This is a genomic window from Bifidobacterium bifidum ATCC 29521 = JCM 1255 = DSM 20456 (genome assembly GCF_001025135.1).
Classification (GTDB): Bacteria; Actinomycetota; Actinomycetes; order Actinomycetales; family Bifidobacteriaceae; genus Bifidobacterium; species Bifidobacterium bifidum.
Genome location: NZ_AP012323.1, coordinates 1417837 through 1440000 on the forward strand (window position 1 = coordinate 1417837; position 22164 = coordinate 1440000).

The following is a 22164-nucleotide window of genomic DNA, read 5'->3' on the forward strand; positions in this document are numbered from 1 at the left end:
CTGTACCCTCCGCCACGAGTGAGTATCATCATCATGATCTCCGTCTCCCTCCGGTTTCCGGAACGATGGAGATGCGACCGTTCTCGACGGTTATCAGTCCGATGAGCTCCATCGCCCCCAATTGCGAGAGCACATGGGCGACCAACTCATGCATGCCGCGTTCCGGCACCGCATCCGCTCCCTTTCCTTCCGTTGACTTCCCTTCCGTTGGCTTCCCTTCCGTCGCGCCCGTCTCAAGGCCTTTTTCACCTGACCGGGTGCGCAGCTGTTCGGCGACGGATTGCGCGGTCGGGGCTATCCGCCGGCGACGGCACCATCGGATGGCATCGATGATCGCCCGCTGGCTCTCGGTCATCGCCGATGACCTGTTGCCGCCCGATGGGCTGCTGTCGCGCAATATGCCGGCATCACGAGGCGTCCCGACATCGCAGTCCGAGCCGTCTTTCCGTTGAGTGGCCACGTCGTGGAACGACTCCGGCGGATGCGGGGCATGCCAGACGTCATCCATGTCGTCGACGGAGCACACGATGGTGGCCCGGTGCTCCTGAATGAGCCGGTTGCAGCCGCCGTTGCCCGGCATGTCAATGTTGCCGGGCACCGCATGGATGTCCCGCTGCAGTTCGCTTCCCCAGTTCACGGTGTTCAGCGCCCCTGAACGCAGTCTCGCCTGAGTGACCACCAGCGTTGACGAAAGCGCGGCTATGATGCGGTTGCGCGACAGGAACCGCCTCGCCTCCGGAATGGTTCCCGGGCACAGTTCGCTGACCAGTGCTCCCCCGTTTTCCGCAATCCCGTCGAACAACTCGCTGTTGCACTGCGGACCGGCATGGTTGAGGCCTCCGGCGAACACGGCCACCGTGCGCCCGGCCCGTCCGATGCCGTACGCCCGCATCGCGTCCAATGCTCCCCTATGGGCGGCGGCGTCCGCCCCCATGGCTCCCCCTGAAACCACCAGATGCCCGGCTTGCGCGGCATGCACGGCTATGTCCGTCGTCAGTCGGCGCCCATACTCGTTGACGCCGCGCGAGCCAACGATGCCGACGGGCTGCGGGCAACTGGTCAATGCCGCGCGATCGCCACTGCCCCACAGGCACAGCGGGGGCGCGCAACGACCCAGCAACGCCAGGTCGTTGAGACGGGTGGGCCACCATACGTCATGCGGCGCGATGATCCATTGCCTCCCCTCCATGGTGAACCAGCCGCAGAGATAATCCCTGTCCCACGTGGGGAGAGTTCGCAATCGCTGCTGCCATGTCGCCAACGCGGAGCGAAACGAACGCACCGCCTGCGGCGTGGGCTTGCTCCCCCATCGGGTCATGCCGATGCAGAACGCCTGCTCGATGACCTTCCCCGCGCCGGCCGACGTGCGCAGTTCCGGGTCGCTGTCCCGGATGAGGGTGAGCGCTTCCCACGCATCGGCCGTGCCCTTGAGGAGCGCGGTCATCAGCGCGTCTGCGGTATTGAGGCAGAAAGTCAGGATGGCCCGAGCGAGCGTCTCCTCGTCAAGGTCCCAGCAAAGGCCGCTATCCGACTCGCATACAGTCATGACATCCTCGCTCTCAACATGATGCCTTGCGACATCTCGTCCGGCCCCGGCGACGTTTTGCCCGCCAGATCGGCCAGCGTCCATGCCAGTCGCATGGCCCGATCCACTCCACGCAGGCTCAGCCGATGCGACGCCAGCGCCCTGTTGGCGAGTTCCAGCGCCTTCACCGACGTGTTGGCGCGCATCCACGACCCCGGCACTTCGGCGTTGCAGCCCCACCCGTATTTGGAATACCGTTCGCCGGCCGCCGCCCGCGCCGCGATCACCTGCTGCTGCATGACGTGGCTGCCAATCGAATCGCGGGTCGGCGCCGAGGCTATGCACGGGACCGGCGGCACCTCCACCTGAATGTCAATCCGGTCGAGAATCGGACCGGACAGTCTGGCGAAATACCGGATACGGTCCTTCTCCTTGCACACGCAGCGCTCCCCGTTGCCGTAGGCGTAACCGCACGGGCACGGGTTGGCTGCCATGACCATCTGGAACATCGCCGGATAGTAGGTCGTCCCCTTCGTGCGAGACAGGGCCACGTACCCGGATTCCATCGGCTCGCGCAGCGTCTGCAGCGTCCTCGCGGAGAATTCAGGGGCCTCGTCCATGAACAGGATCCCGCGGTGGGCGCGCGTAATCGCCCCCGGCATCGCAAGCCCTGATCCGCCACCCACCAGCGACGCGGTCGACGCCGTATGGTGAGGCGCCTCGAAGGGCGGCATATCGGAGATGCCATAATGCTGCAGCGTGCCGCACAGGGAGCGTATCGACGCCACTTCGAGCTGTTCCTCCGGCGTAAGCGGGCACATGATGCTCGGCATCCTGGAGGCCAACATCGTCTTGCCCGAGCCCGGCGGGCCGGTCATCAGCAGATGGTGTTTCCCGGCCGCCGCCACCTGCAACGCCCACTTGACATGATCCTGGCCGACCACCTCGCTCATGTCGCCCAATCCGCTGAAGGCCGGCGTGTCCTCGACCGTGCACGAGACCGTCGCCCGGTCGACGCCAAGCGTATACGACGCTCGGCCTCCCGCCAGCTCGATGAGTTCGCCCACATGACGGACGCAGGTCACGTCCATCTGCGGCACCAGGCGGGACTCGTCCTCGTTGCCGTAAGGCACGATCAGTCGCCGTATCCCCCGCTCCTTGGCATGCAGCATGATCGGCAGCAGACCATGGATCGGCAGCACGGTGCCGTCGAGGTTCACCTCCCCCAGAACGATCGTCTCCTCCAGGCTGTCGTGCGGAATCGCCCCCGCCGCGCTCAGCACGCCGGCCGCGATGGCGAGGTCGTGCGAGGCGCCCCGCTTGGGCATCGACGCGGGAGACATGTTGACGGTGACGCGGGTGTCAGGCCATTTGAACCCGCTCGCCTGACAGGCGGATTTGACCCGTTCCCGCGATTCGCTGAGCGAGGCGTCCGGCAGGCCGATGACGCTGAAATACGGCAGACCGGGCGAGATGAACGCCTGAATCTGGATGATGAAGGCCTTGAGACCAATCAGGCCGACCGAAAGGGAACCGCCGATAGCCATCAGAACGCCCCCGGTATGTGGTGCACCGACACCATGCCCGCACGCGCGACGATGGTGAGCACGTCGAACCGCACCCCCGTATGCCTGATGCGGTGGTCCGGCTCGAGCAGCCACTGCACGCCGGCGCGTCTGAGATTCGTCTGCTTGTGCAGAGTGACGGCCTCCTGCGGCATGCCGAAATGGTCGGTCCGCCTGGTCTTGACCTCGACGAACGCGATGACGCGGTCGGGCGTCATCATGACGATGTCGAGCTCCCCGTACCGCGAATGCCAGTTGCGCCCCAGAATCGTGTATCCGTGCCGTTCCAGCCAATCCGCCGCATATTGCTCCCCCAGCACCCCCAGCTGCTTGGGTTTGAGCGAGCCGTCGCACAGCCGGCACAGCATATCGCTCAGCCCCGCCACGGGAGGATCATGATCGGTCGTAGCGCCTGCGTGTTCCGCTCGGCTTGTCAAACAGGTGTCCATGACCATCAGTGCACCATAAAACCGCCTTCGACCACATGGTTTTCGGCCAATGTGGTCGAAGGCTTGCCCTTCGGCGTGTTGTGGATGGAATGTGGACGAATATCCACTTATCCACATCGTCGGCACGACGACGATTCCGTGCGCGGAACCGAGGCATGGGCGCGCCCGCCAAGGCCATGCCTTATGGCAAACTGGTTGACGATTCTTTGACTTCAGGAGGCATATATATGAGCGGCTCAAGTGACGCGCTGGCCACGGTGACCTTGCGGGTGAACAGGTTCACGCCGCGTCCCGAGCGTGATCGCCCGGCCCGCTCCGGCAGCCCCTTCGCCAAGAAAAGCTCGCCATTCGGCGGCGCCTCCGCTTCGGCGCGTCGGCGTCCCCGCGGCAAGCAGTGGGTTCAGGAGTACACTCTGCCGGTTCGCCGGGAGGATACGGTGCTGGACTGTCTGCTGAAGATCAAGCGCACCGTGGATCCGACCCTGGCGTTCCGTTATTCGTGCGGGCATGGCATGTGCGGTTCCGACGCGGTGGCGATCAACGGCACGCCGACGCTCCTGTGCACCGCGACCGTCGGCGACTGGGCGAAACCGGCGACGCCGATTCCCCTCGCCGATGACGAGGGATTCCGCCACACCGGCGACGCGGGTGATAAGCGGAGCGCGGACACGACCGCTCCCGAAGGAAACTCTTGCGAAGACAACGCAGACGCGCAATCCCACGAACTCGGCATCATCGAACTGGCACCGCTGCCGGGATTCCCCGTCCAGCGCGATCTGATCGCGGACATCGACCCGATGCTCGACCAGATCAGGAAGCTCAAGCCGTATCTGCAGGCCGATGGCGTGCTCGCGACCACCAGCGAAGGCAAGGTTGACGTGTTCGAATACCTTCAGCGGCCAGAGCAGCTGGCGAAATACGAGCTGCTCAGCAACTGCATCGCCTGTGGCGTGTGCGAGGGAGCCTGCCCGGTCTACGCCGGCGGCGACGCCTTCATTGGGCCGGCGGCCCTGATCTCGACCTCCCGCTTCGTGAACGATTCGAGGGACACCGCAACCGACGAGCGACTGGACGCCATCGACACCGCCGACGGCGTGGCCGCTTGCCAATCCGTGCGCGCCTGCTCGCGCCACTGTCCCCGCGGCATCGACGTCGGCGAGGAGATGTGGCAGATCGTCGCCCGCGTCCGAGAGCGCTGACAGACCGAAACAGACACCATTCGACAACGGTTCAGGGGATTGTTTATGGATAAGACCTCATATGCGAATCTCGCCAGGGCATGGGAGTACGTCGAGGATCACGCCTATTCCCGGCAGACGCAAGCGCTGCTGGACGCGCGCGAACAGGCCGCCCAGTGCGGTCTTGCGCAGGGTTCCGCAGCTCAGGCGCAGCTGCTGCATACGCTGGCATGCATGATGCGCAGCACCTCGGTGATCACCATCGGCTCCGGCTCACTCGTGGAGATCGTCCAGCTTGTCGATGCGCTGCACGGTACCGGCCAGTTGACGGCGGTGGATTCCTCGACGCAGGGAATCGCGCTCATCCGCAAGATGTTCTTCGCCCTGTCCGACACGACACAAACGACGCTGCGCGCGGTGAACGCGCCGGTGAACGTGTTTCTGCCGCGTCTCAACGGCACGGATTACGACCTGATCGTCGTCTCCGGCGATGCGGCGAACTATTTGGACACGTTTGCCCAGGCGCCGCGGCTGCTCCGGGAGCACGGCGTCATCGTGTTCACCGACATGCTCGCGTTCGAGGGCGACGAGGCGAACGGCGGTGTACCCAATCCCGCTGACCGCAGCGACAAGGCGGTGGTCATGCGGCAATTGCTGGACATGGTTCAGGACGACGACCGTTTCGAATCCTCTCTGACTCCGACCGGCACCGGACTGCTCATCGCCGTCAAGCGCTAGGAGGCGATCCGGCTGACCGCCACTTCCACGGCCTCGTCGGGGTCGTCCGTGATCAGTACCAGACTCGGGTCGAGCGGCGAGATCATGCCGTGATCCTGCACGGTCGATGTCAGCCATTCGAACAGGCCACGCCAGTATTCGGTGCCGTACAGGACGATCGGCATCGACATGACCTTGTGCGTCTGCACCAGGGTCAGCAGCTCGAACATCTCATCGAATGTGCCGAATCCTCCGGGGCATACGATCACGCCGGACGAGTATTTGACGAACATGGTCTTGCGCACGAAGAAATAGCGGAAGCTCATGCCCAGGTTCACCCATTGGTTGAGCCCCTGCTCGTGCGGCAGTTCGATGCCCAGTCCGACCGATTTGCCGCCGGCAAGCGCCGCACCACGGTTCGCGGCCTCCATGATGCCCGGCCCTCCCCCGGTGATGACGGCCACGCCATGCTTTGCGATTCCACGCCCCATGCGCCGCGCCGCCTTATAGTCCGGGTCGGTGCGCGGCGTGCGGGCGGAGCCGAACACGCTGACCGCCGGCCCGAGCTCGGCGAGCGCCCCGAACCCGTCGACGAACTCGGATTGGATGCGCAGCACACGCCACGGATCCATGTGGAGCCAATCGGTCTCCTGATTGGGTTTGAGCAGGTTGGCCGTAGTGTTGTCGTTCGGAATCATCGGGCCGCGCAGAATCACCGGGCCCCGGTGATAGGTGTCGCCCAACGGCGATGCATCCTGCTGAACGCCGGAGACGGCGGCGCGTACCGCCGCGTCACCCGTCTGCCGCCCGGCGGCCGATGATTTCCCTCGTTCGGCACCTGCCGCGGCGATGATGTCGTTCAGCGCGTTGTTCGCCGCCGCGTGGGCGAGCTTCTGCGCGGCCAGTTTACGCAGCTTCTTTTTCTTGCCGCTTTTCTTCGACGCATCCGTTTTCGACATGATCACGCACTCCTTGTCTTGGATGTCTCCAACATACCAGCAGAAGCTCCGTTACGACACCGACTCCAGCTCCTCCTTCTCGAACCGCTTGGACTGACGGCTTAGTAGGATGCCGCTGATGAGCGCCGCGATCAGGGATGCCATCAGCACGCCGAACCGTCCTTCCGCAGACAGCTCCGTGTTCGTGTAGGCCAGAGAGGCGATCAGGAACGATACCGTGAAGCCGATGCCGCACGCGCAGGCTGCGGGGAACATGTCGCGCACGCGCAGTCCCTTCGCCATCGTCAGCCCAGCCACGTGCGTGGACAGCCATGCCGTGATCATGATGCCGAGCGGCTTGCCGATCACCAGCGCCACGATGATGCCGATGACCACGGGCGACAGCATCAGCGCCGGGGACAGCTCGGCGAAGTGCACGCCGGTGGCGAACAGCGCGAATATCGGCAGTGCGAGCAGCGAAGAGAACGGCTGCAGCTTGCTCGCATAGCGTTGCGCGCGCGGCGACTTCTCACTGTGCATTTCACGCGACGGCGTCAGCAGGCCGACCAGCACGCCCGCCAGCGTGGGGTGCACGCCGGCCTCGAACATCATCACCCATGCCAGTACGCCTATCACGGCGACCAGCAGCCATGGGACGCGGCGCAATCTCGCCAGGAACGCCCAGATGGCCGCGCATATGGCGATGCCGATGAACCAGTACCATGCGTTGAGCGACGAGAAGAACACCGCGATCAGGATGATCGCCAGCAAGTCATCGACCGTGGCAAGCGTCATCAGGAACGCTCGGATCGAACCGGGCAGCGCCTTGGCGAACAACGCAAGCACCGCCAGCGAGAAGGCGATGTCCGTCGCTGTGGGAATCGCCCACCCCTGCGCCGCTTCGGCGAACGGGATATCCGCGCCGGTCGGGATGGTGACGATTCCCGGCGCAGGCGGCGCGAACCGGGAGAACAGGGAGATGACCGTGATGAACAGCACCGGCGGCATCAGCATACCGCCCACGGCGCACAGCATGGGCACGGCGGCGGCTTTCGGATTGGCGAGCGAACCGGTGGTCAGCTCCTGTTTGAGATCCAATCCGACCGTGAGGAAGAATATCGTCAGCAGGCCATCCTGCGCCCAATGCCCGATCGGCAGGATGATGTTGGTGCCGGGAATGCCCAGCTGCGTCTCCGCCACCGCCTCGAACATGTGCGACGTCCATGGCAGATTAGCCAGGACCAGACCAGCAAACGCGAACGCGAGCATAATCAGGCCGGAAATACGATCGGACGCGGCGATTCGCCGGATCCTGGCCCAAACCCTACCCGTGCTATTCATGAACCCTCAATTCCATACCAGGTGAACAGCCTGACGCGGACGCATGCCTGACATGTCAGGATTCGGTGCCATCAGACCGACTCCTCATTTTACAGACCCCCATCCCACTCTACGCCCCGGGCTGAGCCTAGCGAAGCGAGACCACAATCACAGGGGCCAAAGGCGAGCCGTGAAGAAACAGCAGAGCTGCTTGTAGGCGAGGAGTGGGGGAGGAAGGCGACGGACAATCCATATCCGGCGAAAGTCCCATCTATTCGTCGCCGGATGGGACTTTCGCGGGAAAGGCGTGGGGATGATTCCCCGCCGATCGTCATCCGGCTATCGCCTGTACCACACCATGCGATTTTTGAGGGTTTTGGGGCTGGTGTGGCCAAGGGCGGTTCCGGGCCCATTCACCGGTCATTGGAAAATGGCGGTTTCCGCGACCCGTGCTTTGCCACACCATGCGATTCTGGGGTGTTTTTCGCCTGGTGTGGCACACGGGATGGGAGCGAATCAGCCGGACGGATGGATAGGGACTGAGTATGGACTGTCCCGCCAGACTGAGAACCACCCCCAGTCATGCCGCGCATGCCAGCCCTCCGCCAGCGGGGACGATAATGTCGGGCGCCCGCTGTTTGCCTCACGACTCGCCCCGCCGGCGGGCCGAGAGGCAATCCCGGTTGCCGAAATCAGGCGCGCTGTGACAGGGCCACGGCGATGTTGTCCAGCACCTGCTTAAGCAGCGCCTTCGGGCAGGCGAGGTTGACGCGCTCGAATCCAGCTCCGTTCTCGCCGAACAGCACGCCCTCGTCGAAATACACTCGAGCGCGGTCGCGCATGAAATCGCGCAGCTCGTCCGCCGAACCGAAGCCAAGACCGCGGCAGTCCAGCCATGCCAGATACGTGCCTTCCGGCTCGATGAGCCGAAGTCCAGGCGTGCGTTCCGCGAACTCGCGCAGCAGCGAAAGGTTGTCGGCGAGCACGCCCATGAGCGCATCCAGCCACGGTTCGGCCCGCTCATATGCCGCTTGGCACGCGACGAGTCCGAAATGGCTGACGGTCAGGCCGGCGATGTTCTCCGCCGCCACGTCGAACGCCCGCTTGAGTTCGGGGTTGACGGTGATGACGTTGGAGCACAGCAGGCCGGCGATGTTGAAGGTCTTGGTCGGGGCGGTGAACTCATAGCAGTGGCCGGCGTAGCGCTCCCCCAGCGTGCCGAACATCGTCACGTCGTGTCCGGGGTAGGCGAAGTCCGCATGGATCTCATCGGCCAGAATGGTCACGCCGTGGGCGATGCAGATGTCGCCCAGACGACGCAGCTCGTCGGCGCTCCACACGCGGCCGACCGGGTTGTGCGGGTTGCACAGCATCAGCGCCGTGCACCGCGGGTCGGACGCCTTGGCCTCCAGATCATCGAAATCCATGACGTAACGTCCGTCGTCACCTAGGATGAGGCGGTTGTCGAGTATGGTCAGGCCGTTGTGCTCCGCGGCGGCGGTGAAAGGATAGTAGACGGGTCCTTGCAGGATCACCTTGTCGCCGGGATGGGTGACCGCACGCAGTGCGGTGTTGACCGCGGGCATGACCCCGTCCGACAGGCTCACCCAGGCCGGGTCGATGTCCCAGTTGTGCCGACGACTCATCCATGCCGTCAGCGCGCGGAAATACCCGTCGGTCGCGTAATCGTATCCGAAGATGTCATGTTGGGCGGCTTCGACCAGCGCTTCTACGATTTCCGGAGCCGGCTTGAATTCCATGTCGGCAACGGACATGGCGATCACGTCCTCGCTTCCCACACCCATGTCATCCTCGATCATGTGCCATTTGATGGATGTGGTGCCGCGCCGTTCGACCACGGACTGGAAATCGTACACGTCTGCTCCTCGTATGTATTCGATGGCGCCGGAACACGGTCGTGGGCGGATGCTCCTCGTTGCGCCTGTCTGCTGTGCGCCCATCCATTGGAAAAGCCCTCGGAAGCATTCGCTTTCAAGGGCTTTTTGTGCGCCGAACAGGATTCGAACCTGCGACCTGCTGATCCGTAGTCAGCTGCTCTAATCCGCTGGGCTACTGGCGCATACCGCGCATATTGAATTATGCACAACCGTGAATTACTTCACGGCTCGTGCGCCAGACAGGATTCGAACCTGCGACCTGCTGATCCGTAGTCAGCTGCTCTAATCCGCTGGGCTACTGGCGCATGTTGTCTTGTTTGCGGCAACTCAAATAAATTACATCAATGTAATGACTTTAGCAACTTGGCGTGTCGCGCGCGTGTCGCGAGCGTGCCGCGCGCGTCCCCGTCATGCCACGAGGCGCCGTTCCCCACGGACCAGTTTGGGCAGACCCTCACCCCTGACCGAGGCCGCGTCGACGATCACCTGCTGCACGTCATCCATGCTTGGGAGCTCGAACATCGTCTCCTCAAGGGTCTTCTCGATGATCGACCGCAGCCCTCGCGCACCCGTCCCACGCGTTATGGCAGTCGACGCGATGGCGTTCACCGCCTGCTCCGTGAAGGCCAGATCCACCCCGTCGACGGCGAACATCTTGCGATACTGCTTGACCAGGGCGTTCTTGGGCTCGGTGAGGATGCGCGCCAGATCGGCCTCGGTCAGCTCGTCGAGCACGCTGACCACGGGCAGACGCCCGATGAACTCGGGCAGCAGACCGAATTCGGCGAGGTCGTCGGCGCTGACCTGTTCGAGCAGTTCCTCGGGCTTGACCTCATGGTCATGCCAGGAGGCCCCGAAGCCGCTCTCGTGGCGTCCGAGCCTACCGGCGACGATATCGCTCAGCCCCACGAACGCACCGCCGCAGATGAACAGGATGCCGCGCGTGTCGATGGTCACCGTATCCTGGTCGCGGTGCTTGCGTGTGCCCTCGACCGGCACCGAGGCGATCGTGCCTTCGAGTATCTTCAGCAGCGCCTGCTGCACGCCCTCGCCGGAGACGTCACGGGTGATAGACGTGTTCTCGCCGGATTTTCTGGCGATCTTGTCGATCTCGTCGATGTAGATGATGCCGTGCTGAGCCCTCTCGACGTCCCCGTCGGCGGCCGAGATGAGCCGCTGCAGCACGGTCTCCACGTCATCTCCCACATACCCGGCCTCGGTGAGCGTCGTGGCGTCGGTGATGACGAACGGCACGTTCATAACCTTGGCGAGGGACTGCGCGAGATACGTCTTGCCGATGCCGGTAGGGCCGAGCAGCAGTATGTTGGATTTGGCGACCTCGACGTCGGCGAGCGGATCCGTGCGGCGGCGACGCCCGAGCGCCTGCTTCTTGCCGTCGAACTGCCCGGCCGATTCGCGCAGTTCCATGTTGACGCGCTTGTAATGGTTGTAGACGGCGACCGACAGCGTGCGTTTCGCCGCGCTCTGCCCGATGACGTACCGGTCGAGATAGGCGCTGATCTCGGCGGGCTTGGGCAGTGTCAGGGCGTTGACATCAGCGCTGTGCTGGCGTTCCTCCGAGACGATGTCGACGCACAGCTCGATGCATTCGTCGCAGATGGCCGCGCTTGGGCCTGCAACCAGCTTGCGTACCTGATGCTCGGTCTTGCCGCAGAACGTGCACCGAGGCACGTCCTCGTTGTAACTCACCACGCGCCCCATGCAGCTCTCCTTCGACTATGCGTCCCGTTATGCGCACTGTTACGAGGATACCCCCGGCCTGACGGCGACGGGGGTATCCACTTGTGAAGATTCATGAACCTCACGAACGGTGTTCGAGCACTTCGTCCACGATGCCGTAATCCTTGGCTTCCTGGGCGGTCAGGAACGTATCGACCTCGATGTCCTTGCGGATCTTCTCGACATCCTGTCCGGTGTGCTTGGCGAGCGTGTTCTCCAGCCATTCGCGCATGCGCAGCATCTCCTTGGCCTGGATCTCGATCTCCGTGGCCTTGCCGAAGCCCTGGTCGATGGCCGGCTGGTGGATGAGCACGCGTGCGTTCGGCAGCATCAGGCGCTTGCCCTTGGCACCGGCGGCCAGCAGAATCGCCGCGGCGGAGGCAGCCTGACCGAGGCAGACGGTCTGCACGTCGGGCTTGATGTACTGCATCGTGTCGTAGATGGCGGTCATGGCCGTCATCGAGCCGCCAGGCGAGTTGATGTACATCATCACGTCACGGCTCGGATCCTGCGATTCGAGCACAAGCAACTGGGCCATGATGTCGTCGGCGGACGTGTCGTCGACCTGCACGCCCATGAAGATGATGCGGTCCTCGAACAGCTTGGTGTACGGGTCCTGCGTCTTCATGCCGTACGGCGTCTTCTCGGAGAACTGCGGGAGCACGTAACGGTTCTGCGGCGAGACGGCCGCGCCGCCGCGCAGCGCGCTCTCGCGGGCTGCGGCGGGCATGAACCCGACGACGCCGCGCGGGCCGGCGAGACGGTCGGCGCGGGCTGCGAACTGAGCTTCTTCGGATGCCATTTCGATCATTCTCCCTTCGTCATCGAATCGTGCGTGGTGATGATCTTGTCCACGAACCCGTACTCCAGCGCCTCGGTGGCGGTGAACCAGTGGTCGTACTCGTTGTCGCGGTAGATCTCCTCCACCGTGTGGCCGGTCTGTTCGGCGGTCAGCTCGCTCATGGTCTTCTTCATATCCATGATGAGCTCGGCGTTGATGCGCACGTCGGTGGTGGTGCCGCCAATGCCGCCGGACGGCTGGTGCATCAGCACGCGGGCATGCGAGGTCAGGAACCGCTTGCCCTTGGTGCCGGAGCTCAGCAGGAACTGGCCCATCGACGCGCACATGCCCAGGCCGACGGTCGCCACGTCGGGCTGGATGAGCTGCATGGTGTCGTAGATGGCCATGCCTGCGGTAATCGAGCCACCGGGCGAGTTGATATACAGCCAGATGTCCTTCTTCGGGTCCTCCGCGGCCAGCATGAGCATCTGTGCGCAAATGCGGTTGGCCATGTCATCCTTGACCTCTTCACCCATCCAGATGATGCGGTCCTTCAACAGACGATTGAAAATCGGATCCGGCATCGACGGCATGTCGCCGTCCGCCATCACCGGGGATGATGTCAGCAAATCTGCCACCTTATCTCCTTGACTCACAGTATGTTGTGTCTCACAATACGTTACAGCAATTCACTCTACCTGCCCGAACCGACGGCAGCGCCCTGCACCGCCCTTTTCGGCTACCCGCATAGCGGGGGGGCGGAATACTTGCTCTATTGAAAATCAATTTGCCGTCCTTCCATGTCGGCAGTGCCCGAGGTTTTGCGCACTACCGTATCTTTCACCCAACACGATATCGATTCAATCACTATCGACAGTAGGAGCGAAGTCATCTTCGCATACCCCCAGAGAACCGAAGATGGCCACTTTTTCTGATCAAATGAGAATTACCACGGTGATGAATCAACGCCCAACACTCAATTCATCATTGCAACATGCCTGCCAAGAGACCACATCATGAGATGAGAGCACGATGCTCTTCAACAATGTATGGATAAGTCCTCATGGCTAATCTGTAGTCAATGTCCTGAAATATCGAACCATGTTTGCTATTTCAGGACATTTTCTAATGAGAGCAGCAATCAACCCAACCTGTGCAGCAGCCTGGACGATACGAAGGCGGATGCCGCCACGGCCATACCGACCGGCACGAAGAACTCAATCGGCGCCTCGGTGAGTTCCATGACCAGGCACATGGCCATGAGCGGAGCCTGCTGGGATGCGGAGAGCAGCGCGGCGGCCCCGATCAGGGCGCACGCGGTGACCGAATCTACGGGGAAGACGAACAGCCAGAGCAGTCCGAGCATCGTACCCAGCGTGGATCCCAAGGCGATGCCGGGCTGAAGCACGCCGCCCGATGCGCCGGAGCGGATGGTCATCAGCGTGACGAGCGCCTTGGCCACGAAGGTGAGCGCCAGCACGCCCAGCAACATCCATAGCCGGTTCAGTTCAAGCGGAGTCCCGGCGTTGACGACCGAGCCCGGAGCGCCGTCCGAGCCGGCGAGGAACGTCCATGGCGAGGCCGCTGCGGACGCGGCCGATTGTGCCGCACCGGAGGTGGCGGCCGTTTCGGGGATGAATGTGCTGAAGCCGAGCTGCGCCGCGGCGCGCCCATTGCCCATGACCTGCGGCACGACGATAGAGACCAGACCGGTCACCAATCCGGCGATCGGCATCTGCCACATCAGCGACCGTCCGGTGGGCTTGTGCGATTCGGCCCACTGCGAGCCCTTGCGGAACAGTGCGCCGACGACGCCGCACGCCGTTCCGCACAGCAGCGCGAACAGCATCAGGCTCGGCGTGCTGTTCATCTGCATCGCGCCGATGTCGTAGAACATGTGCTCGCCTTTGATGGCGGTCGCGACGAACGCCGCAGTCGCAGACATCCCCAATCCGAATGCGACCTTCTCCAACGTCACGTCGACGAGCAGTATCTCCACCGCGAAGAACATGCCGGCCAGCGGCGCGTTGTACACGCCTCCCAGACCGGCACCGGCGGCGACGGCGACGACCATGCGGCGATCGAGCACGCCATGCGCGTCGCCTTCGCCGTCACCGATATGGAAGATGTCGCAGAACCGCTGCGCCAGCATGGCGCCCAGCTCGCGCGGCGCGACCTCGCGCCCGATGGAGGCGCCGGAGCCGACGATGAATATCTGCAGCACCACATGCACGATGGTCTGCCAGAACGGCATGCGGCCCCCGTTCACCGCCTTCTTGACGGACGGCACCTTCTCGGTCTTCGTGCGCAGCAGGTACCATATGACGCCGGCGACGCCCAGTCCCAACGTGACGGAGGCGATGCGGCGGACCGCCGGCACGGTGAATGCGCCGGGAATGAACTCGCTTTCGATGAATCCGAGCATCACGTATTCGACGCCGTACAGCAGCAGCGTCAGCAGGCCGGCGCATGCGCCGATGATCGCGCCGAGCACCAGCGTGGCCGCGGTCAGCCAGCCGATGCGCTTCCAGTCGGTCTTCTCCATGATGCACCTCTTCGATGGCGAGTGGAACGTCCGGGAACGGGAGACCCACCCATGTCAGCCTACCCGCGGCATCCTACACCCGCTCCTCACCGCGCATATCCCACCGTATATACGACTTGACCCGGAACCTTTGCGGTTCCGGGTCAAGTCAGTCATTCTGCATCACGGGCACGCCGCGATAGCAGCGATGCCGCGCGATTTACGCTCACTCGGCGTCGGCGGTGTTCTCGTCGTCCTTCTTGGCGAGCTCGTCGGCGACGGCGGCCGCGGCGGAGGCGGCTTCGACGCTCTCGGACTCTTCGTCCTCAGCGGCCTCGCCGAGGAAGGAGCTCAGGTCGAGGGTCTCGCCTTCGGACTTGAAGGTGACGGCGCGCATGCCGGCGAGCAGGCCCTTGGAGCGGCCGACTTCCTGCACGGCGGAGCCGAGCTGGCCGTTCTTGACGATGGCCTGGATGAACGCGGACGGGTCCATGCCGTACTGCTGGGCGATGGAGGCGAGGAAGTTGGTGACATCGGCCTGGGAGACCTTGACGTCCAGCTTCTCGGCCAGGGCGTCGAGCACCATCTGGTCGGTGAGCTCCTTGACGACCTGCTTCTCGGCGTCGGCCTTCTGCTCGTCGGTGGCCTTGGACGGATCGGCGGTCACGTTCTTGAGCTGCTGCTCAAGCATGTCGGCCTTGACGCCCTTCGGCACCGGGATCTCGGCGCCTTCCTCAAGCTTGGCGATGAAGGCGTCGCGGGCCTCGGTGGCCTGACGGCCTTCGGCGTCGCGCTCGGCGGCCTTGCGCACGTCGGCCTTGAGCTCATCCAGGGTATCGAACTCAGAGGCGTCCTGGGCGAAGTCGTCGTCGAGCTCCGGCAACTCCTCGGTCTTCACGGAGTTGACCTTGACCTTGACGAGCGCCTCTTCGCCTTCGTGCTCGCCGCCCTGCAGCTTGCTGTTGAAGGAGGTCTCCTCACCGGCGGACAGGCCTTCGAGGGCCTCGTCCAGACCGTCCAGCATGGTGCCGGAGCCGAGCTCGTAGCTCACGCCTTCCTGGGAGTCGACGGACTCGCCGTCGATCTGGGCGTCGAGGTCGATGTTCGCGAAGTCGCCCTTGGCAGCCGGACGGTCGACGCCGACCAGGGTGCCGAAGCGCTGGCGCAGGGATTCGAGGCGGTTGTTCACGTCCTCATCGGTGACCTGGGCCTTGGGCACGTCGATCTCCAGGCCGTCGAGTTCCGGCAGCTCGATGTCGGGACGACGCTCGACGGTCGCGGTGAACTTCAGCTTGGTCTCGTCCTTGGCGGATTCGGGCACTTCCTGCACGTCGATCTCCGGCTGGGACATCGGATGGATCTTCTTCTCCTCAAGCGCCTTGGAATAGAGCTCCGGCACGCCGTTGTTGACGGCCTCGCCAGCGACGGCTGCGAAGCCGATGCGCTGGTCGATGATCTTGCCGGGGACGTGGCCCTTGCGGAAGCCGGGGATGTTCACCTGCTTGGCGATCTCCTTGCGGGCGGCATCCAGATACGGGTTGAACTCCTCCGGGTCGACGGTGATGGTGAGCTTGACCTTGGTGGGTTCGAGATTCCTAACGCTGATTTTCACGCTTGCGCTCCTGAAAGTCGTTTATTCTACTTCATCTGCCGGTAGGCAACCTCTACATGATAACGCGACTTACGGACGCTGCGATGAGATTCACCTGCCAGTCACGGGCGCCCTGCGATTTGAGGAATTCCGCGACATCGCGCTTGCGCGGTTCGTCGGTCCAGCACAGGTTGCGCAGGATCTGCGGCTTGACGATGATTTCGGCGGGGGTGCGGGTGTCGTCGGCGATCTGGGAGACGACTTTGCGCACGTCTTGCAGCAGCCGCATACGCTGAGGGTGCCTGGTGGCCCAGAGCTTCATCGAGCGAGGTGCGTTCGCATGCTCCTCGTCGGCCACGGGCGCCGGCATCACCGGCCATTGCGACGGCGGCAGCTCCAGCGCGCGCCGAATCGTCTCTCGCCATACCGAGGGCTTGACCTTGCGCTGAATCGGCGCGTACCGTTCGAACATCTTGTCCTGCTCGCCGCCGGTGCGCATGCGCACGCGCTCGTTGAGCGACCTGATCATCCTGAATTCGCGGGCGTTGCGGGGCTTTCGCGACGCGGCCTCGACTATCGAATCGTCGGAGAGCAGCAGTCCGGGCGCGATGTCATAGGCGCGGGCGAGCTCGTCTCGCTTCTCCCACAGCGCCTTGGCCACGGCGAGGCCCTGGTGGTCCTGGCTGACGGTGTTGATGTGCGATATGCGCAGCCAGGGCACCGGATGCTCCCGTCTGGGTCCCATGCCGGTCTGCAGCGCATACCGGAACTCCTCGTCGGCCCATCCGTCCTTGCCCTGCACCTTCAGCTCGCGCTGCATCTTCCGGCGCAGCTCAATCAGCAGTTCGACGTCCAATGCGGCGTAATTGCGCCAGTCCCTCGGCAGCGGCCGATATGACCAGTCAGCGGCGGAATGCTCTTTGGCGAGCGTGACGCCCAGATAATGCTCGGTGACCGCGGCGAGACCGAACCGGTGCAACCCCAGCATCCTCGCGGCGATCTCGGTGTCGAACAGGGTCTGCGGCGTCAGGCCGATGTCGGCGAATCCGGGCAGGTCCTGCAACGAGTCGTGTAATATCCACACGGCATCGCCGACCGCGTCGTTGAACATGCCCCAGTCGGCACCGGCGCGGGTCAGGGCGACGGGGTCGAGCAGCACTATGCCGGCGCCTTCGCGCTTGAACTGCACCAGCCAGTCCTCATGGCCGTACCGGAATCCGGAGGCGCGTTCCGCGTCGGCGGCCAACGGCCCGGCCGCCCCGGCCAGACGGTCGCATACCTCCCGAAATCCTTCAAGTGTGTCGGTCACATCCGGAACACCACCTCGCGGCTGCGTCTGCAGCCTCGGCTCATCGGTCAACTGACGGCTCCTCCTCGCATTCGCTGGCGGACTGCACGAATCGCGCCCAGCACTGCACCTGGCCGCCCGCGTCCAAACCGCCATCCATGCTAGCAAGGGGTGTCCATGAGACACGCATCTCGCAGCCGGCGGTTCCTTCCTGAGCGAGTCCGAACGACGTGTTCTGCGTGACGGTGACCGTACCCGACACGTCACCTAAGGAGGCGTCATCCACGAACGAGCACATCCCGTCCCAGTACATGCTCGGGGCGAGGCCATCGTTCTCGTCGGACGGCAACGGCAGCTGCGCGTAGGCGACGCAACGCCAATGGGAGTGCCAGTCCTCGCGTTCGCGCTCGACGTACAGCAGCATGATCCAGCCCGAGGCCATGTGGGCGTCGCCGAACGAACGGGAGTCGTCATCCGCGACGCATTCCATTTCCACGCCGATGCCGTAGTCGGCCAGCGTCGAGGGCACGGGAAGCTCACGGTAGCGCATGCCCGTCACCCGCGGCATGGAACGCACCGATTCCACCGCCGACCAGACCGCGTCCGGCACGCCGACCGGGCGTTCAGGCATGTCGGCGTCCGGGTGCCGCATCGTTGCGGAGCCCCTCGGAAACGCGAAGATTTCAGCCATATATACAGGCTACGGTGTCGTCGAAGATTTTACGGTATTTCCACACGCAAGATTGTGTAGGTTTTCGAGTCCGACACCGCAGAGAACGGTTCCCTATCAGTACACGACGAATCCGTGCGACTGGAATTGCTCCGTCACGCGCTTCTTCAACGCGGCGGACGGGCCCTTCTGATGCTCAAGAGGATACGGGATGCGCAGCTCATGCCACTTCGGGCGCCCGAGCTGGTGGAATCCCAGCACGTCGATGTGTTCGACGGCCCCGTCGAAGCTCTCGCAGATCCTGGCCACGTTCTCGATGTTCTCCTCCGAGTCGGTCAACCCCGGCACGAGCACGAACCGCACCCAGATCTTCTTGCCGGCCTTCGCCAGCCGCCGTCCGAAGTCGATGGTGGGCTGCAGCAGCCCCCCGGTGACCTTGTGGTAGGTCTCCTCGTCGCCCGACTTGACGTCGAGCAGGCACAGGTCGATGTCGTCGATCATCTCGTCGGTGTAGTTGGTGTTGAGGAAGCCGGACGTGTCGAGGCAGGTGTGCACGCCCATCTCCTTGGCCGCGTGGAACACGCGCGAGACGAACGCCGGCTGCATCATCGACTCGCCGCCGGAGAACGTGATGCCGCCATGCGTGGCCTTGAACAGGTCCTTGTACCGGTCAACCTTCTTGATCATGGCGTCGAGGTATACGGGCTGCCCGTCGCGCATCTTCCATGTGTCGGGGTTCTGGCAGTACTGGCAGCGCAGGGGGCATCCGGACATGAAGACGGTCATGCGCGTGCCCGGGCCATCGACCGACGTGTTGATGTCCCACGAGTGGACGAAGCCGATGTCGCCGCTTTTGAGCGCGTGGATGCGGTCGCGCCTATCGAGGCCGATGGGCGATTCGAAGCCGGAAAGCCCTCCCATCAGGGTCTGCGAGGCGTATTCCTTCGACGCTTTGAGCATATGCGGCCGTGTGGTGCGGAATTGCGCGATATCAGACATCATCGTCCTCCTTGAAAGTACTTCCTGTATTCCATACTACAAACGTTTTGCGCGGCGTCCGCCCGCTATGGACTTCATGTCGTGTGAGGATCGTCACGCGGATTCCCAAGCGCGCCGTCCTGCCCGACCATATGAGAAGGGGACGAAGCCGGTCGGCCTCGCCCCCTTCATCGTCCGGTCGTCACCGTCTGTCAGTCGGTGACCGAACCCTGGTGGAAGGTACGGGAGATCACGTCGAGCTGCTGCTCCTTGGTGAGCTTGACGAAGTTCACCGCGTAGCCGGAGACGCGCACGGTCAGGTGCGGGTACTTCTCCGGGTGCTCGACGGCGTCCTCAAGCTGCTCCTTGCGCAGGACGTTGATGTTCGCGTGGTACAGGCCGTGGCCGTTGCCGGCATCCAGGATGCCGACCAGGTTGCCGATGCGCTCATCCTCGTCGCGGCCCAGGCCGTCGGGGGTGATCGTGTTGGTCAGCGAGATGCCGTCCAGCGCGTCGTTGTAGTCGATCTTGCCGACCGAGAACATCGACGGCAGCATGCCGTGCGAGTCCATGCCGTTCTCCGGGTTGGCGCCCGGCGCGTACGGCGTGCCCTTCTTGTGGCGGGACGGGAAGGAACCGGTGTTCTTGCCGTACTCCACGTTGGAGGTGATGGTCAGGATGGACTGCGTCGGGACGGCGCCGCGGTACACGGGCAGGCGCTTGACCTGACCCATGACGGTGGAGACGACCCACTTGGCGATGTCGTCGGCGCGGTCGTCGTCGTTGCCGTAGATCGGGAAGTCGCCTTCGGTGCGGTAACCGACGATCAGGTCGTCATCGGCGCCCTCGACGTACTCGTACTCGTGGCCTTCAAGGTTCTTCGCGTCCTTGTTGTAGATCGGGTAGACCTTGGCGTACTTGACGGCGGACAGGGAGTCGGCGGCGATGGACAGGCCGGACATGCCGCAACCGAGGGTGCGGTACACCTCCTTGTCGTGCAGCGCCATCTCGATGGACTCGTAGGCGTACTTATCGTGCATGTAGTGGATGATGTTCAGAGCCTTGACATACACTTCAGACAGCCAGTTCAGGGCCTTCTCGTAGTTGTTCTTGACCTTCTCGTAGTCGAGCGTGCCGTCGGCCTCGGGAGCGATGGGCTCGATGACGCCCTTGTCGATGACCTGCATGCCGGTCATCTCGTCACGACCGCCGTTGATCGCGTACAGCAGGGCCTTGGCGGAGTTCACGCGGGCCGCGAAGAACTGCATCTGCTTGCCGACGCGCATCGGGGACACGCAGCAGGCGATGGCCGCGTCGTCGCCCCAGTGGTTGCGGATCTCCTTGTCGGACTCGTACTGGATGGCCGAGGTGTCGATCGAGATCTTGGCGCAGAAGCGCTTGTAGCCTTCCGGCAGCTTCGGATCCCAGAAGATTGTGATGTTCGGCTCGGGGCCGGGTCCGAGGTGCTCCAGCGTCAGCGTGTTGAGCAGACGGAAGGAGGTCTTGGTTACCATCGGACGGCCGTCGTCGCCGAAGCCGGCGTCGGACCAGGTCGCCCAGTACGGGTCGCCGGAGAAGATCGCGTCGTAGTCCTTGGTGCGCAGGAAGCGCACGATGCGCAGCTTCATGACGATGTTGTCGATGATCTCCTGGGCGTCGGTCTCGGTGATCTTGCCGGACTGCAGGTCACGCTCGAAGTAGCAGTCGAAGAACGCGGAGTTGCGGCCGAAGGACATGGCGGCGCCGTCCTGGCTCTTGACGGAGGCGAGGTAGCCCATGTAGGTCCACTGCACGGCCTCCTGCGCGGTCTGCGCCGGGCGGGTCAGGTCCAGGCCGTACTCGTTGCCGAGGTTGATGAGCTGCTTGAGGGCCTTGATCTGCTCGTCGTGCTCCTCGCGGAAGCGGATCCAGTGCTCGATCTCCGGCTCGGTGAAGTCGTTGCGGTACGGCACGGAATCCTTGTCGCGCTGCTTGAACTTGATCAGCGCGGCGACGCCGTACAGGGCCACGCGGCGGTAGTCGCCGATGATGCGGCCGCGGCCGTAGGCGTCCGGCAGACCGGTGAGGATCTTGTTGTGGCGGGCGATCTTGATGTCCTTGGTGTAGACGCCGAAGACGCCGTCGTTGTGGGTCTTGCGGTACTTGGTGAAGATCTTCTTGATCTCCGGGTCCGGCTCCTTGCCGGCCTCCTTGATGGCCTGCTCGACCATGCGCCAGCCGCCGTTCGGCATCATCGCACGCTTGCAGGGGACGTCGGTCTGCAGGCCGACAACGACGTTGTCGACCTCGGGGGAATCGATGTAACCGGCCGGGAAGGCGTCAATGCTGGCCGGGATGTGGGTGTCGACATCGTAGACGCGCTGCTTGCGCTCGACCGCCAGGTAGTTGTCGTCGAGGTACTTCCACAGGTGCTTGGTCTTGTCGGTCGCGTCGGCCAGGAAGGACTCGTCACCGGTGTACGGGGTGTAGTTCTTCTGGATGAAGTCGCGAACGTCGATGTCCTTCTGCCAGTCGCCTTCGACGAAGCCGTCCCAGGCCTTGGCCTGAAGCTCTTCGGCAGTAAGAGCGGTCGCATCAACTGCTGTCATATTCACTCCTTGTGTCGTGCAACGCATCTTCACGTTGTTGTCAAGAAATGATTCTACTAGCCGGTCGATGTGAGCTGGCTGAGAGACGGCGTGACTTATCTCACATTCACGCCGTGTCGTCAGTCGTCGCGGTCGTCGAAGCCGTCGTCGCGGCCGTCCGAGGGCGTGTTCTCGCCCCATTTGCGCCACTTGCGATTGGCTTCCGCCCACAGCGCATTGCGCTCCTTGACGATCTTCCACGCCTCAAGGGCATCCTCGCGGGTCTTGTACGGCCCCATGCGGTGGGAGCTCGGCGAGAGCATGCCCAACTCGGGCTGCTCGGTCTTCGTGTTGAAATACCACTGCTTGTCGGTCATGGCGTCCTCCCCGCACCCATGGTAGCGCGCCGCGGCGCCCGGCACCGCGCCTATGCGG

General features: G+C 63.6%; 17 protein-coding genes, 2 tRNA genes and 1 pseudogene. 2 read left to right on the forward strand and 18 right to left on the reverse strand.

Translation table 11 applies throughout. The features are described from left to right. Positions 1-31: 31 nt before the first annotated feature. The 3 genes from BBBF_RS06025 to BBBF_RS06035 are packed head-to-tail and all read right to left on the reverse strand — an operon-like array spanning position 32 to position 3458. Positions 32-1546: a DNA-processing protein DprA gene (locus tag BBBF_RS06025; protein ID WP_021648571.1), complete on the reverse strand. Its 1515-nt coding sequence runs from the start codon at positions 1544-1546 to the stop codon at positions 32-34. Next, on the reverse strand, positions 1543-3072 hold the full coding sequence (locus tag BBBF_RS06030) for a YifB family Mg chelatase-like AAA ATPase (protein WP_003813643.1): 1530 nt from the start codon (positions 3070-3072) through the stop codon (positions 1543-1545). Before BBBF_RS06030 ends, BBBF_RS06025 begins: the two co-directional genes overlap by 4 nt. Further along, positions 3072-3458, reverse strand: coding sequence for a YraN family protein (locus BBBF_RS06035; RefSeq protein ID WP_171023370.1), 387 nt, complete (start codon positions 3456-3458; stop codon positions 3072-3074). The genes BBBF_RS06030 and BBBF_RS06035 overlap by 1 nt, the downstream gene beginning before the upstream one ends. Positions 3459-3766: 308 nt before the next feature. Between BBBF_RS06035 and BBBF_RS06040 the strand changes: the two genes are divergently transcribed. Together BBBF_RS06040 and BBBF_RS06045 are read left to right on the forward strand one after the other, a co-directional pair. After that, entirely contained in the window at positions 3767-4738 is a 972-nt protein-coding gene (locus BBBF_RS06040) for a succinate dehydrogenase/fumarate reductase iron-sulfur subunit (RefSeq protein WP_033510053.1), read from the forward strand. 45 nt (positions 4739-4783) lie between these two features. Then, complete coding sequence (locus BBBF_RS06045) at positions 4784-5455, forward strand: O-methyltransferase (RefSeq protein ID WP_014760389.1); 672 nt, start codon at positions 4784-4786, stop codon at positions 5453-5455. Here the strand turns inward: BBBF_RS06045 and BBBF_RS06050 are convergent. The 15 genes and pseudogenes from BBBF_RS06050 to BBBF_RS06120 form a co-directional block, all read right to left on the reverse strand. Beyond that, the gene (locus BBBF_RS06050; protein ID WP_003813650.1) at positions 5452-6393 is read right to left on the reverse strand and encodes an LOG family protein; all 942 of its coding nucleotides are present in this window, start codon (positions 6391-6393) and stop codon (positions 5452-5454) included. The two genes, BBBF_RS06045 and BBBF_RS06050, sit on opposite strands and share 4 nt — an antisense overlap. Positions 6394-6462: 69 nt before the next feature. Further along, positions 6463-7713 (reverse strand): annotated as a pseudogene (locus tag BBBF_RS06055) (Na+/H+ antiporter NhaA); the annotation flags it as partial. Between the two features lie 671 nt (positions 7714-8384). Next, positions 8385-9569: a MalY/PatB family protein gene (locus BBBF_RS06060; RefSeq protein WP_013363642.1), complete on the reverse strand. Its 1185-nt coding sequence runs from the start codon at positions 9567-9569 to the stop codon at positions 8385-8387. A 129-nt stretch (positions 9570-9698) separates the two neighbouring features. Next, positions 9699-9772, reverse strand: a tRNA-Arg gene (locus tag BBBF_RS06065). A gap of 49 nt (positions 9773-9821) precedes the next feature. Beyond that, positions 9822-9895 (reverse strand) — tRNA-Arg (locus BBBF_RS06070). A 103-nt stretch (positions 9896-9998) separates the two neighbouring features. Further along, positions 9999-11312, reverse strand: a complete 1314-nt coding sequence (clpX, locus tag BBBF_RS06075) for an ATP-dependent Clp protease ATP-binding subunit ClpX (protein WP_021648577.1) — start codon at positions 11310-11312, stop codon at positions 9999-10001. 100 nt (positions 11313-11412) lie between these two features. Next, positions 11413-12132, reverse strand: coding sequence for an ATP-dependent Clp protease proteolytic subunit (locus BBBF_RS06080; RefSeq protein WP_003816849.1), 720 nt, complete (start codon positions 12130-12132; stop codon positions 11413-11415). A 5-nt stretch (positions 12133-12137) separates the two neighbouring features. Beyond that, a complete protein-coding gene (locus tag BBBF_RS06085) occupies positions 12138-12719 on the reverse strand; it encodes an ATP-dependent Clp protease proteolytic subunit (protein ID WP_021648579.1) in 582 nt (193 codons plus the stop codon). Positions 12720-13252: 533 nt separating this feature from the next. Beyond that, positions 13253-14656: a chloride channel protein gene (locus tag BBBF_RS06090; RefSeq protein WP_021648581.1), complete on the reverse strand. Its 1404-nt coding sequence runs from the start codon at positions 14654-14656 to the stop codon at positions 13253-13255. 205 nt (positions 14657-14861) lie between these two features. Further along, positions 14862-16247: a trigger factor gene (gene tig, locus BBBF_RS06095; protein ID WP_003813666.1), complete on the reverse strand. Its 1386-nt coding sequence runs from the start codon at positions 16245-16247 to the stop codon at positions 14862-14864. Positions 16248-16299: 52 nt separating this feature from the next. After that, positions 16300-17586: an HRDC domain-containing protein gene (locus tag BBBF_RS06100; protein WP_021648582.1), complete on the reverse strand. Its 1287-nt coding sequence runs from the start codon at positions 17584-17586 to the stop codon at positions 16300-16302. Further along, complete coding sequence (locus tag BBBF_RS06105) at positions 17576-18205, reverse strand: DUF3000 family protein (RefSeq protein WP_021648583.1); 630 nt, start codon at positions 18203-18205, stop codon at positions 17576-17578. The genes BBBF_RS06100 and BBBF_RS06105 overlap by 11 nt, the downstream gene beginning before the upstream one ends. Before the next feature lie 96 nt (positions 18206-18301). Continuing rightward, complete coding sequence (gene pflA / locus BBBF_RS06110; protein ID WP_003813671.1) at positions 18302-19183, reverse strand: pyruvate formate-lyase-activating protein; 882 nt, start codon at positions 19181-19183, stop codon at positions 18302-18304. A gap of 191 nt (positions 19184-19374) precedes the next feature. Further along, complete coding sequence (gene pflB / locus BBBF_RS06115; protein WP_003819332.1) at positions 19375-21750, reverse strand: formate C-acetyltransferase; 2376 nt, start codon at positions 21748-21750, stop codon at positions 19375-19377. Positions 21751-21869: 119 nt separating this feature from the next. Next, entirely contained in the window at positions 21870-22106 is a 237-nt protein-coding gene (locus BBBF_RS06120) for a hypothetical protein (protein ID WP_033509912.1), read from the reverse strand. Between the last annotated feature and the right edge of the window lie 58 nt (positions 22107-22164).